General features: G+C 42.1%; 12 protein-coding genes. 10 read left to right on the top strand and 2 right to left on the bottom strand.

The features are described 5' to 3' along the window. The first annotated feature begins 157 nt into the window (after window positions 1-157). Both DBR11_RS25785 and DBR11_RS25780 read left to right on the top strand, forming a co-directional pair. Window positions 158-3,283, top strand: coding sequence for a TonB-dependent receptor (locus DBR11_RS25785; protein ID WP_108555449.1), 3,126 nt, complete (start codon window positions 158-160; stop codon window positions 3,281-3,283). A gap of 20 nt (window positions 3,284-3,303) precedes the next feature. Further along, on the top strand, window positions 3,304-4,671 hold the full coding sequence (locus DBR11_RS25780) for a RagB/SusD family nutrient uptake outer membrane protein (protein ID WP_108555448.1): 1,368 nt from the start codon (window positions 3,304-3,306) through the stop codon (window positions 4,669-4,671). A 178-nt stretch (window positions 4,672-4,849) separates the two neighbouring features. Here the strand turns inward: DBR11_RS25780 and DBR11_RS25775 are convergent, their stop codons facing one another. Further along, a complete protein-coding gene (locus DBR11_RS25775) occupies window positions 4,850-6,034 on the bottom strand; it encodes a proline dehydrogenase family protein (protein ID WP_108555447.1) in 1,185 nt (394 codons plus the stop codon). Window positions 6,035-6,128: 94 nt separating this feature from the next. Between DBR11_RS25775 and DBR11_RS25770 the strand changes: the two genes are divergently transcribed. The 7 genes from DBR11_RS25770 to aroC all read left to right on the top strand — a co-directional run bounded on the left by DBR11_RS25770 (window position 6,129) and on the right by aroC (window position 12,869). Continuing rightward, entirely contained in the window at window positions 6,129-6,335 is a 207-nt protein-coding gene (locus tag DBR11_RS25770) for an RNA-binding S4 domain-containing protein (RefSeq protein ID WP_108555446.1), read from the top strand. Next, complete coding sequence (aroB, locus tag DBR11_RS25765; protein WP_108555445.1) at window positions 6,335-7,402, top strand: 3-dehydroquinate synthase; 1,068 nt, start codon at window positions 6,335-6,337, stop codon at window positions 7,400-7,402. The genes DBR11_RS25770 and aroB overlap by 1 nt, the downstream gene beginning before the upstream one ends. Continuing rightward, the gene (locus tag DBR11_RS25760; RefSeq protein ID WP_108555444.1) at window positions 7,392-8,288 is read left to right on the top strand and encodes a sterol desaturase family protein; all 897 of its coding nucleotides are present in this window, start codon (window positions 7,392-7,394) and stop codon (window positions 8,286-8,288) included. The genes aroB and DBR11_RS25760 overlap by 11 nt, the downstream gene beginning before the upstream one ends. 203 nt (window positions 8,289-8,491) lie before the next feature. Then, complete coding sequence (locus tag DBR11_RS25755) at window positions 8,492-9,325, top strand: prephenate dehydratase (RefSeq protein WP_108555443.1); 834 nt, start codon at window positions 8,492-8,494, stop codon at window positions 9,323-9,325. A 43-nt stretch (window positions 9,326-9,368) separates the two neighbouring features. Next, window positions 9,369-10,508 carry a chorismate mutase gene (locus DBR11_RS25750; protein ID WP_108555442.1) on the top strand — a complete coding sequence of 380 codons (1,140 nt, stop codon included), beginning with the start codon at window positions 9,369-9,371 and terminating at the stop codon, window positions 10,506-10,508. A gap of 2 nt (window positions 10,509-10,510) precedes the next feature. Continuing rightward, on the top strand, window positions 10,511-11,764 hold the full coding sequence (gene aroA / locus DBR11_RS25745; protein ID WP_108555441.1) for a 3-phosphoshikimate 1-carboxyvinyltransferase: 1,254 nt from the start codon (window positions 10,511-10,513) through the stop codon (window positions 11,762-11,764). A gap of 16 nt (window positions 11,765-11,780) precedes the next feature. Further along, complete coding sequence (aroC, locus tag DBR11_RS25740) at window positions 11,781-12,869, top strand: chorismate synthase (RefSeq protein ID WP_108555440.1); 1,089 nt, start codon at window positions 11,781-11,783, stop codon at window positions 12,867-12,869. Between the two features lie 60 nt (window positions 12,870-12,929). On the opposite strand, the gene DBR11_RS25735 is transcribed toward aroC, so the two are convergent. Continuing rightward, window positions 12,930-15,353, bottom strand: coding sequence for a thiamine pyrophosphate-dependent enzyme (locus DBR11_RS25735; RefSeq protein WP_108555439.1), 2,424 nt, complete (start codon window positions 15,351-15,353; stop codon window positions 12,930-12,932). A gap of 129 nt (window positions 15,354-15,482) precedes the next feature. Between DBR11_RS25735 and DBR11_RS25730 the strand changes: the two genes are divergently transcribed. Continuing rightward, window positions 15,483-15,694, top strand: a 212-nt coding sequence (locus DBR11_RS25730) for a DUF1573 domain-containing protein (RefSeq protein ID WP_146186665.1), incomplete at its 3' end; no start/stop codon positions are given.

The raw sequence follows: 15,694 nt of genomic DNA, 5'->3' as shown, positions 1-15,694 counted from the left end.
CCCTACAGGCTGTAGAAGAGTTCTACAACAAAAAACAGCACAAATAATGTAAACATCTATATCCTAAATACTTAAATATTATCTGACCGCATGGCGCAAAGATTGTGCCTCTGTGAGCTATTAATAAGCACATTACTTAAAGAATAGCGCATTTCAGATGAAAAGAAACCCTCTACCTTACTTCGTATTCCTTCTTGTTCTGGTGTTTAGCACCAGCATTGTTCATGGTCAGATTGACACGGCCCGTAAAGATACCATAAAGCCTTCCATAGCACCTGCATCGATACCTAAACAGGATACTTTGCACAAAGATACCGCAGCAAAAGACTCCGTAAGCGGAACAGTATCCGATGCCAACGGTCCACTCCCGGGGGTTATTATCACTGTAAAAGGCGCCACAGCAAAAGCCAACACAGATGCGAAAGGAAATTACCGGATTGCAGCAACACCTAATGCGATCCTTGTTTTCTCGTTTATTGGCTACAAACCGAAAGAAGAACCGGTCAACAACAGAAAAAGTGTCAATGCCATACTCCAGTCTGAATCCAAGGCACTTAAAGAAGTTCAAGTGGTCAGCACCGGTTACGGTACTGTAAACAGGGCTAAATTAACCAGTGCAGTATCCAGTATCAGAGCAGATCAGATTAAAAATGATGTACTACCCACCATTACACAAGCCATTCAGGGAAAAGCAGGTGGTGTACAAGTTACTCAAAAATCAGGATCACCTGGTGGCGGACTCAATATCCGCGTTCGAGGTACAACTTCCATTAATGCCAGTTCAGATCCATTATATGTAGTTGATGGTATTCCGGTAAACAGTACCACAAACTTTACCGGCGGAAGCGACTTCAATTTTGGTGGAGGAACCCAAGGTATCAATATCCTGGCCTCCATAAACCCATCGGATGTACAGTCCGTTGAAATTCTTAAAGATGCCGCCTCTTCATCCATTTATGGTGCAAGAGCTGCAAACGGCGTAGTACTGATCACAACAAAAAAAGGAGAACCCGGAGCCAGTAATTTTAGCTTCAACGCTTACGAAGGCTTTTCTCAGATTCCTTCTGAACGAAAATACAAATTCATGAATACCGCCCAGTATCAGGATTACATGAAAGATTACTACAAATATCTGCTTGATGCTAATGGTAACCCAACACCAGTTCCTGCAGAAATACTTGCCAATCCCAATATCAATACAGACTGGCAGGATCAGATCTTCAGAACCGCTCCTACCCGCAATTATGAACTCTCTGCACACGGAGGATCTGACAAAACCCAATACTATACCTCTATTGGTTATATGCGTCAGGGCGGTGTGATTCTGAATTCCAACTTCAGTCGTTTAAGTGCGAGATTAAACCTGGACCATCAACACAGCGATAAGCTTAAATTTTCAACACGGATAAACCTCACAAGGGCGCTAAATGATCGCGTACAGGAAGAGAATTCCAAAGAAGGTTCAACAAAGAACGGCATTCTTGTTGCACCAAATATCCCAGTATACAACCCTGATGGAAGCTATGCCTACGACCAGGTGAATACAAGCCGGGAAAATCCGGTAGCGATGTTACTTTTACCAGTCAACAATGCCCAAACCTTCCGTGTGCTGGCCAGTGCCACTGCAGAATATAAGATCATTCCAGAATTGACGTTAAAAACCAATTTTGGGGCAGATTTAAGCTATATTGATGAAACCTTTTTTATGCCGCCCAATGGAATCCGGTCTTTCGCTGCACAAGGCGGTATTGGCGCAAGAAGAAATACAAGAGATCAGCTTTGGATCAATGAAACCACATTAACCTATGATAAAAATTTCGGACAGCACCATATCGACGCTCTTGCCGGAGCTTCAGTTCAGCAATCAAAAATTGAATTTGTAGATGCCCGCCGGTCTAATTTTCCTTCCAACGACATCAAATATATTTCAGCCGGAGGAACATTGACAGGAGCCAATTCTTACCCGGAAGAATGGAGTATCGCCTCTGCTTTTTCAAGGGTTAACTATGATTATAAAGGTAAATATCTTTTCACGGCCAACATCAGGGTAGATGGATCCTCACGTTTCGGCAGCAATAGCCGGTATGGTACTTTTCCATCCTTTGGTGCAGCATGGCGCGCCTCTGATGAAGATTTCCTGAAAACAAATAAAACCATCAGTAACCTTAAACTACGAGCCAGCTGGGGAATTACGGGTAACCAGAACATCCCAAACTATGCCAGCTATTCCTTGTATAGCGGCAGTAATAACTATCTCGGAAACTCTGGTTATGTACCAAATGTACTGGGCGACAAGAACCTGAAATGGGAAACCACCGAACAAACGGACATAGGTTTAGATCTGGGCTTTTTTAACAACAGAATTTCCCTGCTGGCCGACTACTATGTCAAAAATACCTCCGATTTATTGGTGGGAATCTCTATTCCAGGCACCTCCGGCTTTCAAACCCGTTTTACTAATGTAGGCAAGATCCAGAATAAAGGATTTGAATTTGAAATCTCAAGCCAGAACCTGGTAGGTGATTTTAAATGGAATACCTCTTTTAACATGTCTTTTAACAGAAACAAGGTGATTTCCCTGCCAGGAGGAGAACTATATGGAGGTATTGGAAACCTCAATATCGCCCGTGAAGGATTACCCTTGGGCACATTCTATGGCTGGAAAATGTCAGGAGTAAATCCACAAACCGGTCTGATCGATTATGTCAAAAAAGATGGTACGCTCGGTGCACCAACCGACCCCAATGACCGCGTTATTATCGGAAACCCAAATCCAGACTTTTTTGGTGGCATCACCAATACCTTCCAGTATAAAAACTTTGACCTGAGTATCATGGGGCAGTTTTCTTATGGAAATGATGTATTTAACTACAACCTCGCTTCAGGCCTTGACGGAAGCAATAAAAGCAGCAACGGTTTTATAGACTGGACCAGACGCTGGAGAAATCCGGGAGACATTACGGATGTACCCCGCCCAACACCAGGAAGCCTTGACAACATTGCCATCTCCGATCGCTTCGTGGAAGATGGTTCTTTTTTCAGGCTTAGAAACATCACCCTGGGCTATACCCTGGATGCAAAAACCATACAGAAGTTAAAAGTAAAAAGCCTGCGCGTCTATGCAACCGTACAAAATGCATTTGTATTCACCAAATATCGTGGTTATGATCCGGAAGTCGCCTCTAACCAGGGAGGAGCCAATCAAGGGCTTATCTATGGTTATGATTACGGCAGTTACCCACAGCCACGCATATTTACAGCCGGCGTTAATTTAACTTTTTAAGCACCAAAGATCAACATACAATGAAGACAACTTTTAAATATATACTTGCAGCCAGTATGTTTTTCAGCCTTAGCTCTTGCAAAAAATTTCTCGACCGTGAACCTATTGCACAAGTTACTCCAGATAATATCTTCAGTACAGAACAAGGTGCACAATCTGCCGTAACAGGAATGTACAGAACCCTGCTTAGCCCCTATTCTTACGGACAATCCGTCGTTATTGTTCCCGAATTTTCCGCTCAGCAGGTTAACCACGCAGCCAGCTATGCAGAATATACAGATTTCAAATCCAATACTATCCGTATAGACAATCCCTGGGTTCAAAACATCTGGAATGCCAGCTACGTAACCATAAATGCAGCCAATAATGTCGTGGTCAAAGTTAATGAAATGCCACAAGGGGCAATCAGTGATGCAAAGAAACAACAGTTTATAAGGGAAGGAAAATTTGTAAGAGCACTCAGCTATTTTCTGCTGGTTAGGGCATTTGGAGACGTACCATTGATCATCACACCAACCGGAGAAACAGACAACCTGAAAGTGCCAAGAAATGCCGCTGCTGATGTATACGCACAAATCATTTCAGATCTCAAGGAGGCCATCCTGCTGCCCGCAAGTTATGGCAGTACCGCAGAAACCAAAGGGCGGGCAACCAGCAATGCGGCTAAGGCCCTGCTGGCAAAAGTATACCTTTATAACGGGGCAACTACAAATACCTACACCGATGCAGCCAGGCTCTCTTCAGAAGTAATTGTCAGTGGCGGCTTTTCCCTGCAAGAAGACTACGCCTCTATCTGGAAAACCGAAAACACTGCAGAATCTATTTTTGAATTGCAATTTGACGAACAGGCCACCAATACCCTGGCTTCAGTTAGTAATCCAAGTCCATCCATGCTGTTCTATGCAGAAGGTGCTTCTATTGCCGATATGTATGAGGATACAGATAAGAGAAAAGCATTCACAATCTATCAAAATACAGGTGACCCGAAATACTATATCGGGAAATACAGACTTTTTAGTCCTGCTGTACAAAATTTCCCTGTCATCCGTCTTGCGGAACTGTACCTGATTCATGCAGAAGCTCAGGCACGCGTAGATGGCAGCGTAAGCACTGCAGCTTATAATTCTTATAAAAAAGTAAGGGACAGAGCAGGAATCAGTACCCCGGACAATTCGAGCTTCAGCAATGTAGCCAACTTTGTTACCGCTGTGCAAAAAGAGAAAAGACTGGAACTCCTCTTTGAAGGTGAAGCCTGGTTTGACTATTGCAGAACAGGTTTGGCACTAACGGAAATGATGAGCAAAGCAGACCGCAACTATTTCCTCTATCCAATACCAGATGCAGAAAGGAGAATCAATACAATGCTCACCCAAAACAAAGGGTACTAACCAAACCGACTATAATACAAAAAAGGCCCGGAATTCATTTTCCGGGCCTTTTTTATTAAATGCTGTTCATTCTTTTACGAATAAAACCATCATAAGCATACCGCTTACAAACAGCAATGAATATGCTTATAATAGCTTCATAACCATAAAAAACCAAATATATTCTAATGAAAAACTTTTACGATTTTCTGCGTTTTTTTTCTTTCTCAATCAAAGACAATTCTCTGCTGGTCTGACCCGCAACCGAAGTGTTTTCCTGCGCTCTTCTGAACAGGTATGGCAATACAGCTTTAACAGGCCCATAGGGAACGTATTTCGCTACATTATAATTCGAATCAGACAGGTTAAAACTCAGATTATCACTCATTCCCAGCAATTGCGCAAAATACACGTGTGGATGGCTATGAGAAATACTATTGTCATCCAGCAATTGCGCCAGAATCCTGCAACTTTCTTCATTGTGCGTACCGCAAACAAAACCAATTTCTTTAATATTGGCCACGCAGTACCTTAAAGATTCATTGTAATCTGCATCAGAAGCAGCTTTATCTGGTTGGATCGGCGACGGATAGCCCATTTCCAGAGCCCGCTTTCTTTCTTTCTCCATATAAGCCCCACGCACCATCTTTACGCCAAGGATAAAACCTGTTTCTTTGGCAATCATGTGGTCGGCCTTCATATCGGCCAGCTTATCATGACGATACATCTGATAAGTATTATAGACCAAAATTTTCTCCCGGTTAAACAAACGCATCATATCCAGAGCCAGCTCATCAATGGTTTTCTGAATCCAGGTTTCCTCCGCGTCAATCATAATCGGAACATTCTTATCATAAGCCCTGCGGCAGATTTTCTCACAGCGTGCTCTTACTTTTTCAAACTCTGCAGTTTCAGCGGCACTCAGTTCTTGCTTGGCATCTAATTTTTCCAAAAGTGCAAAACGACCTATACCTGTGATTTTAAATACAGTAATGGGTATCCGCAAGTCACCTGCTGCCCTTTCAATCGTTCTGATGATCTCTTCACAGGTAAAATCAAAAACTTCCTCTTCTTCTTCACCCTCTACAGAATAATCCAGAATGGTACCTACTCTGCCCAGGGCAAGCTGCCCTATGGTATGTTCGCATTCTGCGATCGTTTCACCGCCACAGAATTGTTTAAATATGGTTGCTTTAATGATAGATTTAATCGGTAAACCTGCTTTTAAAAAGAAATTTGTGATTGGTGGGCCAATTTGTGTCAAAAAATTACTGCCTATAGCTTTGAACAGCCAGTAAGCACTGTTAAGGTCAGCGTTCGATTTATTCCGAAAAGCGATTTCAGTGTTTTCGAAATTCAATCTTTTTCTGGGGGATATTTCCATATGTCAATATAAGTTAGTCAAGACGGTGCAAAAATATAAATTCCACGCCGAACCATGGTAAAACACTTTGTAATTATTGTAAATTTGCTGCACGATGATAGAATTTAAGCTAGAAGGCGAATTTATCCCCTTAATCCAACTTTTAAAAGCCACAGCACTGGTGCAAAGTGGTGGCGAAGCGCAGACTGTTGTAGAAGACGGACTGGTGAAATACAATGGCAAAGTAGACTACCGCAAACGTTTAAAAGTCCGTGCAGGCGATGTGATTAATTTTATGGGGCAATCAATTAAAGTAATTTAATGGCAAGTTTAGATAGTTTTGAGAGCACCATCCATTTTGAAACGCGCCTGGCGCCTCTGATGGAGCTGATAGAAAAAGGAAAATACAGTAAGGTATTTGTCTTTGCGGATAGCAACACTTCTGAAAAATGCCTACCTCTATTCAGAGAAATGCTGGATGATTTTAACGGTTTTGACCTGATCGAAACCGATCCGGGAGAAGAAAACAAAAATATAGATTTTTGTATCGGCATATGGAAAACACTCTTGGATTTTGAAGCAGACCGCAAATCGCTGATGATTAATCTAGGTGGTGGTGTAATAACCGATATGGGTGGTTTCGTAGCCTCTACTTATAAAAGAGGAATTGATTTCGTCAATATACCTACCACCTTACTTTCACAGGTAGATGCTTCTGTTGGAGGAAAAACAGGAATAGATGTCGACAATGTAAAAAATATGGTGGGTACTTTTACCCTTCCGCAAGCTGTATTTATCGAACATGAATTTCTAAGTACGCTTTCAGAGCGGGAATTGTTGTCGGGTTTTGCTGAAGTCATTAAACATGGTCTTATCGCAGATAAAGATTATTACCAAACTTTAAAAAACAGCGACTTCAAACATCTTGATCCAGCAATTGTATTACGTTCCGTAGAAATTAAAAACCAGGTAATTACGGAAGATCCAAAAGAACAGAATCTTAGAAAGATCCTGAACTTTGGTCATACTATTGGTCATGCAGTAGAAAGCTATGCGCTGAATCATGACCAAAAACCATTAACACATGGTGAAGCTATTGCCATCGGTATGATCTGCGAAGCTTTCCTGTCCCAGCGTTATAACAACCTCCAAGAAGCCGAATTAAAAGACATCACTGGCTATATCACTAGTCTGTATCCAAAATACAACATTGCTCCGGATAGTTTTCAAGCATTGCTTAAACTGATGCAAAGCGACAAAAAGAACGAACATGGTCAGATCCTGTTTTCTTTACTCGATCACATCGGTCATTGCGAATACAATTGCAGGGTAACAGATAAAGACATCCTGGAAAGTTTAGTTTATTACAATTCAATTTATGCTGTTTGATCCAAGAAACATAACGGTTACCACGCTCTTTGCGCTCGTTCTGGTGATTTCTCTTGCTGAAATGTATTTCAGTTACATTCATGACCGGAAACTTTATACCAAAAGAGACACCTGGACAAATGTTTACCTGATGTGTGCTGCCATCGTGATCAACCTTGGTATGAAAACGGCCACATTTTTTCTCCTGGATTATTGTTATCAGTTCAGGTTTTTTGAGATACAAAATCCATATGTCTACTGGATCGTGCTCATTCTGGGTCAGGATTTTCTGTACTGGTTTCTGCATACCGTTGGCCACTATGTAAGGTTCTTCTGGGCAATGCACGTTACGCATCATTCCTCAGAACATTTTAACCTCACTACAGGTTTCCGATCTACCGTATTCGAACCCTTGTATCGTGTCTTCTTTTACCTCCCATTAGCTTTTATGGGTTTTTCGGCATTGGATATCCTTTTCGCATATCTCGTTACCCAGATCTACGGAAACATAGTACATACACAGACAGTGGGCAAATTACATCCGGTTATCGAATATATATTCGTTACTCCATCCCACCATCGGGTACATCATGCCAGTAATGTACGCTATCTGGATAAAAACATGGGAATGGTCCTGATTCTTTGGGACCGTTGGTTTGGCACCTTCCAGGAAGAACTTCCAACAGACGAAATAAAATATGGCTTAACTACACAACCTGAAGACACGGGACCTGTTAACATTATCTTTCACGAGTTTATAGCCCTTTCTTCCGATATAAAGAAGGCTCCTACCTTTAAAGACAAGGTTAAATATGCCCTTTATCCACCGGGATGGAGCCATGACGGCAGCACAAAGATTGCTAAAGTTTTGCAACAGGAGCTGAAGACTATAGAGCACGGAAAATAATTTTTTTAAATTAGCTATTGACAAATTAAATTTTGTTTGTACATTTGGCAAAACGAAAACAAAAATGAACAACATTACTACATATTGGTTTGGTTACTTTTACTACTTTAGTAAGAGCCGGGACTAATATGCAAGAAATATAACAATATAACTGTATACAAAAGTCCCGGCCTAAAGCCGGGACTTTTTTTGTTTTAAGCAAAATGAAGAAAGCAACACGAGTAGCAATTCAAGGTATCAAAGCATCATTCCACGAGGAAGCTGCATTCAAATTTTTCGGTAAAGACATTCAAACTGTGGAGTGTAACTCCTTTAAACAGACTTGCGAGAAGCTGGAACAGGGAGAAGCAGACTTCGTGGTGATGGCGATAGAAAATTCTATTGCCGGAAGTCTGCTCCCAAACTACACCCTGCTGCGAGAATTCAATTTTGCCATCACAGGTGAGGTTTACCTTCCCATACAGTTACACCTGATGGCTTTACCTGGCGTAAAACTGAAAGATGTGAAATATGTTACCTCCCATCCTATTGCCCTCCGCCAGTGCATTGATTTTATTGATGAGTTCCCTCACCTTCAGGTAGTAGAAAGCGTAGACACCGCAGCATGTGCCAAGAAGATCCGCGATGAGCAGCTTACTGATACCGTAGCCATAGCCAATACCCTTGCCGCTGAACTATATGGCCTGACCATCCTGGAAAGAAGGATTGAGTCTAACAAAAAAAACTTCACCCGTTTTCTGATCCTGAAAAAGGACAAATCAGAAGACGACAGAGAAATCAACAAAGCCTCTGTTTGTTTCCAGGTCAGCAATCATGTTGGTGCGTTATCACAGGTACTCAACATCTTCGCCAACTACGAAGTTAACCTGACCAAGATTCAATCCATGCCGGTACTGGGAAAAAGGAACGAGTATTATTTCTATGTAGATATCGAATGGAATAACATGGAGAAGTACGATACTGCAGTACGTAAAGCCCTGAAGTACACCGTCAATTTTAACATCATGGGCGAATACGCCAAAAACGATAAAGTATAATTTTAAAAAACAAAAATATTTAAAACTAAAAACCCCTCCAATAATGAAACTAAATTTGAACATTCAGCCACTAAACAGCTGGTTAAACGTAAAAAACGAGCCATTAATCATCTCTGGTCCATGCAGTGCTGAAACTGAAGAACAATTATTATCTACCGCACATTTATTAGCCGCTACAGGAAAAGTATCTGTTTTAAGAGCAGGAATCTGGAAACCACGTACCCGTCCGGGAGAATTTGAAGGTATCGGAAGCATTGGCCTGGAATGGTTAAATAAAGCTAAAGAGCAAACCGGTTTACCAACAGCTGTGGAAGTAGCAACAGCAAAACACGTAGAAGAAGCTTTAGCAGCAGGCGTTGATATCTTATGGGTAGGTGCTAGATCTACAGCAAACCCTTTTACTGTACAAGAAATTGCAGATGCTTTAAAAGGTGTAGATATCCCTGTATTGGTTAAAAACCCTGTAAATCCAGACCTATCTTTATGGGTTGGTGCATTAGAAAGAATCAATAATGCTGGAATCACTAAATTAGGTGCTATCCACAGGGGTTTTTCTTCTTTCGAGAAAAGCTCTTTCCGTAATGAACCAATGTGGGAACTTGCCATCCAGTTGAAAACACTTTGCCCTGGATTACCGATCATCAACGACCCAAGCCATATTTGTGGTAACCGCGAACTGATCCCATACATTGCACAAAAAGCGCTGGATCTTGATATGCAAGGTTTAATGATCGAGTCTCATATTGACCCTTCAGTAGCCTGGACAGATGCCAAACAACAAGTTACTCCTGCAGCTCTGGCAGAACTTGCAGAGCGTTTCAGCCTTCGTAAACCAGAATCTAAAAACGAAGAATTCACGGATAAACTAGCTGATTTGAGAAAGCAAATTGACAAAATCGATGACCTGATGATCCAAAAATTAGGAGAACGCATGGCTATCGTTGAAAAAATTGGTCAATATAAAAGAGATAACAACGTAACCATTCTACAGGTAAACCGTTGGGATGAGATCATGCAAAAAAGAAGCGCCTTTGCAAAAGCACTGAACCTGGACCTGAACTTCACAGAAAGATTCCTGGAGCTGGTACATGGTGAATCTATCAGAAAACAAACAGAAATCATGAATGCAGGCAAAGCTGAAAAAGGAATTGCTGCAGAAGCACACACCGAAGTTAAAGCCTAACTATGAGTAAAAATGCGCTTGTTTCATTCAATGGGGACAAACATATAGACACAGAAATTAGCCTTACAGGTTCTAAAAGCGAATGCAACAGGGCATTGATCCTTGCCGCACTCAGTAAAGGAACTGTAAAGGTAGAAAACATGTCTAATGCAGCAGATACCGTTACCTTAGACCGCATTCTGAATAACATTCCGCAGAACCATCCACATCAGCATACCGTTGATGTGGGACCTGCGGGTACAGCTATGCGTTTCCTTTCTGCTTATTTATCTGCCGCAAACGGTAATTTCTTGCTTACCGGAACAGAACGGATGAAACAGCGGCCGATTGGAATCCTGGTTGAAGCACTGAAAGCAATTGGCGCAGAAATCACTTATGCAGGAGAAGACGGTTTTCCTCCTCTAAACATCACAGGTCCTTTAAACCAAAAAAGCAACACGGTAAAGATTAAAGGCGATGTGAGCAGCCAGTACATTTCTTCATTATTAATGGTAGCCCCTGCATTAAAACATGGACTTACTTTAGAAATAGAGGGAGAACTAACTTCCCTCCCCTATGTGAATATGACATTGGATATGCTGAAAGAGGCCGGCATTACACACAACTGGTCTGAAAACAGGATCACGATCGAACCTCAGCCCTTCCAGTCTTCCACACTAACCGTAGAACCAGACTGGAGCGCGGCTTCTTACTGGTACGCTATTGCAGCTCTGGCAGAAAAAGCAAAAATCAGCTTACCCTACCTCAAAGATAAAAGTCTTCAGGGCGATAGCCGCATCCGTGAAATCATGCTTGCTTTCGGAGTGGAAACAACAAAAACCTCTAATGGCATTTCCTTAATCAGTTCCGAAAAAAACTTCAGCAGAGAAATTCTTGACTTGAAAGATTGTCCGGATTTGGCACAAACCATTATCGTTTGTGCAGCTGCGCTTGGAAAAAATCTGGTCTTTACCGGACTTGAAACCTTAAAGATCAAAGAAACAGACCGAGTAAAAGCATTGCAGAATGAACTGGCTAAAATTGGTGTAGTTTTAACTGAAAACAATAAGGTATATACCTTAAATTGCGAAAAACTTAAATTTCCTGAACGCGTTAGCTTCGCTACTTATGAAGACCACAGGATGGCCATGGCTTTTGCCCCACTGGCCTTGCTGATCAAAGAAGTAGTACTGGAAGAAATGGATGTGGTTGAAAAATCCTATCCCGATTTCTGGAGAGACTTACAAAAAGCAGGTTTTACCGTAACTGAAATCTAATTTTAAATAAAATAATATGGCTGGAAATACCTTCGGGCAATTGTTTAAAATATCCACCTTTGGTGAGTCACACGGAAAAGCGATTGGGGTTATCATCGACGGTTGTCCTTCACAATTACCCATAGACATGGAATTTATCCAGTCGGAACTGGATAAAAGAAGACCAGGGCAATCCAAGATCACTACCCAGAGAAAAGAAAGTGACACTGTAGAGATTCTGTCCGGGATTTTTGAAGGTCAAAGTACAGGAACGCCAATTGCATTGCTGATCCCTAACGAAGACCACAGATCAAAGGATTATGAACACAATAAAGATGTTTACCGTCCATCTCATGCCGATTATACCTACGACGCCAAATACGGCACCAGAGACCATAGAGGCGGCGGCCGTTCTTCTGCCCGGGAAACAGCTGCACGTGTGGCAGCTGGAGCTGTAGCTAAATTGCTCTTGAAGCACCATGGGATCGAAATCTTTGCCCATGTTTCTGCCGTAGGAAAGATAAATGCCCCTAATCTGGATGACCTTAAGATCGAAGAACTGCTTCAGATCAGAGAGGAAAATATTGTACGTTGCGCAGACCCGGCAACGGCAAAAGAGATGATCGAATGCATTGATGCTATTAGAAAAGATGGAGATACCATTGGCGGCAAGGTAAGTTGCGTGATTCGTAACTGCCCTCCTGGCCTGGGTGATCCGGTTTTCGATAAATTACATGCAGATCTTGGCAAAGCAATGCTCAGTATCAACGCAGTACACGGATTTGAATATGGATCTGGATTTTCAGGCAGTGAAATGAGAGGGTCAGAACACAATGACATCTTTCTTCCCGCCAGTGGAGCACCCAGGACGCTGACCAATTTTTCTGGCGGTATTCAGGGCGGAATCTCCAACGGTATGGAAATCAATTTCACTGTTGCATTTAAACCTGTAGCCACTATTATGCACAATCAGAAAACCATTAACGCGGCCGGAGACGCCGCAGAGATCAAAGGCAAAGGACGCCATGATCCATGTGTGGTTCCAAGAGCAGTCGTTATTGTCGAAGCTATGGCAGCACTGGTCCTTGCAGACCATTTGCTCAGAAACAAAACAAGCAGGCTATAGCCTGCTTGTTTTGTTTTAATCGTTTGAGATCCTGAGATAAATTCAGATCGACGAGCCAAATTAAAAAATAGAAGGATATTTAGAAGCATTCGTATCGTGCATCATCTTGTAAACCGCTTCAACAACATCATCCACTGAAGGCTTGCTGAAATAATCTCCATCAGAACCATATGGCGGGCGATGTGCTTTTGCAGCTAAAGTTTTAGGCTGCGCATCCAAAGAATAATACCCTTGCTGGTCTTCCAGTATCTGCTGCAGAATATAAGCGCTGGCGCCGCCTGGAACATCCTCATCAACAACCAGTAGCTTACTGGTTTTCTGTAAAGAACCTGCACAAACTTTATTCAAATCAAAGGGCAACAACGTCTGCGGATCAACAATTTCCACAGAAATTCCCATTTGAGCCAGTTCCTCTGCCGCTTCTTCCACTATACGTAAAGTAGAACCGTAAGAAACCACAGTGATATCTGTACCTTCCTGAATGACCTCGGCCTGCCCAAGCGGAACAGTATAAGATCCAACATTTTCAGGTAACTTCTCTTTCAAACGGTAACCATTCAAACATTCAATAACAATAGCAGGCTCATCAGAACGAAACAAAGTGTTGTACATCCCAGCAGCCTGCGTCATATTACGTGGTACGCAAAGATGAAGGCCACGCAAGGAGCCCAGGATCATTGAAATCGGAGAGCCCGAATGCCACACGCCTTCCAGCCTGTGTCCACGCGTTCTGATGATCACTGGAGCTTTCTGTCCAGCTTTAGTCCGGTAGGACAAACTGGCCAGATCATCACTCAAAATATTTAAAGCATATAGAAGGTAGTCCAGATATTGAATCTCTGCAATTGGTCGTAAACCGCGCAAAGCCAATCCAATCCCTTGTCCTACAATAGTCATTTCACGTATGCCCGTATCCGTAATCCTCAGCTCACCATATTTAGCCTGTAAACCGGCAAAGCCCTGATTTACATCTCCAATATTACCCAAATCCTCTCCAAAAGCTACCAGACGCGGATCGCGGGCAAAATTAGCATCGAAACATGCATTTAAAATCTCTCTTCCGTCTACCATTTTTCCCTGCTCTTCATATTCTGCGGCTACCTGATCTACCAGGAAAGGACTTTCTTTTCCATCCGTAAACAGTTTGGAATTGTAACGATCTGCATTCAGGTCTTCTTGCTGGGCATACCATTGTACAAGCGCGACACGCTCTGCAGATGATTTATCAATCGTTAAGCGCAATGCCTTTCTTACGGAGGAAAATACTTCTTTACGCTGGGCATCAGCAGCACCAGACAATTCCGATGCAATTTTGGTCAATCTGCTGTCACCGTTGGCCAAAGCAGAAACCATATCAATTACCTGATCTTTTTCGGTTTTAATTGAAGCCAGATATTCATTCCAGGCTTCTTTTTGCGCATCGCGTACCAGTTGTTTAGCTGTTGCTTCGAGCGCAGTAATCTCTTCTTCAGTAATCATAGCAGATTCGATCATCCACTTACGCATTTGAAGAATGCAATCATATTCCCGCTCCCAGTCCAGGCGCTGCTTATCTTTATATCTTTCGTGAGAACCCGAAGTCGAATGGCCCTGAGGCTGGGTAACTTCGGTAACATGAATCAATACAGGAACATGCTGTTCTCTGCAAACCTCAATGGCTTGCTGATACGTCTCACAAAGCGCAGGGTAATCCCAGCCCCTTACTTTATAGATTTCATAGCCCTCTGCATTTTCATCCCGCTGAAAACCTTTAAGTATTTCAGATATATCTTCTTTTGTCGTTTGATACTTTGCAGGAACAGAGATTCCATAAGCATCATCCCATATAGACATCGCCATTGGGATCTGTAAAACACCAGCTGCATTAATAGCTTCAAAGAAGACACCTTCAGAAGTAGACGCATTACCGATGGTTCCAAAAGCCACTTCATTTCCGTTAACCGAGAAATTTTTCAAATAACTCAATTCCGGATTTTCACGATAAAGCTTAGAGGCATAAGCTAATCCAACCAACCGGGCCATTTGCCCACCTGTTGGTGCAATATCAGATGAACTGTTCTTCATTTGTGTCAGGTCTTTCCAGCTACCGTCTTCATCGATAGAACGGGTCGCAAAGTGACAGTTCATTTGCCTTCCTGCCGAAGCCGGCTCCGCTTCTACACTAGGATTAGCATAGAGTTGCGCAAAAAATTCTTTCAGTGTACAAATACCCGTTGCAAAAGCAAAGGTCTGGTCTCTGTAATAACCAGAGCGCCAGTCACCGTTCTTAAAGGCTTTAGCCATGGCAATTTGAGGCAATTCCTTACCGTCACCAAAAATGCCAAATTTTGCCTTACCTGTTAAAACTTCCTTACGTCCCAACAAACTTGCCTGCCGACTTTCATAAGCAATCTTATAATCGTTAATCACAATCGTTTTGAAGTCTTCAAAACTTAACTCGGAAGCATCAATAGGGTTCGTAGTAAGTTTATTATTTGGCGTCATAAGCATTTATGTTACGGCACAAAGATAAACATTTTATAAAGCCGGGGTTAACGATGTAACGTAATTTATATATTGGAATACTATTTGAAATAACAATTTAAACATTAAATTTGTTTAAAACATACAAACATGAAAAAGTTAATCGTCCTATTTTCCTTCATCTTAGGTATAGCAGTTTCAACAAACGCTCAAACTAAACCTGCAGAATTTAAATTTGATAAAGAATCTTATGACTTCGGTAAAATTCCGTTAGGAAAGCCCGTTTCAGTAGAATTCAAATTTACAAACGTGGGTGAAACACCGCTCATCCTGACAGATGTACAGACCACTTGTGGTTGTAC

Source organism: Pedobacter sp. HMWF019 (assembly GCF_003061025.1).
Classification (GTDB): Bacteria; Bacteroidota; Bacteroidia; order Sphingobacteriales; family Sphingobacteriaceae; genus Pedobacter.
The sequence above is the reverse complement of the archived record's forward strand: the minus strand, read 5'-3'. Positions and strand labels throughout refer to the sequence as shown.

Bases quoted from the DNA above. Each gene is read 5' to 3' on its own strand.
- DBR11_RS25735 (WP_108555439.1), bottom strand. From the start codon at position 15,353: ATGACGCCAAATAATAAACTTACTACGAACCCTATTGATGCTTCCGAG.
- DBR11_RS25785 (WP_108555449.1), top strand. From the start codon at position 158: ATGAAAAGAAACCCTCTACCTTACTTCGTATTCCTTCTTGTTCTGGTG.
- DBR11_RS25760 (WP_108555444.1), top strand. From the start codon at position 7,392: ATGCTGTTTGATCCAAGAAACATAACGGTTACCACGCTCTTTGCGCTC.
- aroB (WP_108555445.1), top strand. From the start codon at position 6,335: ATGGCAAGTTTAGATAGTTTTGAGAGCACCATCCATTTTGAAACGCGC.
- aroC (WP_108555440.1), top strand. From the start codon at position 11,781: ATGGCTGGAAATACCTTCGGGCAATTGTTTAAAATATCCACCTTTGGT.
- aroA (WP_108555441.1), top strand. From the start codon at position 10,511: ATGAGTAAAAATGCGCTTGTTTCATTCAATGGGGACAAACATATAGAC.
- DBR11_RS25750 (WP_108555442.1), top strand. From the start codon at position 9,369: ATGAAACTAAATTTGAACATTCAGCCACTAAACAGCTGGTTAAACGTA.
- DBR11_RS25780 (WP_108555448.1), top strand. From the start codon at position 3,304: ATGAAGACAACTTTTAAATATATACTTGCAGCCAGTATGTTTTTCAGC.
- DBR11_RS25755 (WP_108555443.1), top strand. From the start codon at position 8,492: ATGAAGAAAGCAACACGAGTAGCAATTCAAGGTATCAAAGCATCATTC.
- DBR11_RS25770 (WP_108555446.1), top strand. From the start codon at position 6,129: ATGATAGAATTTAAGCTAGAAGGCGAATTTATCCCCTTAATCCAACTT.
- DBR11_RS25775 (WP_108555447.1), bottom strand. From the start codon at position 6,034: ATGGAAATATCCCCCAGAAAAAGATTGAATTTCGAAAACACTGAAATC.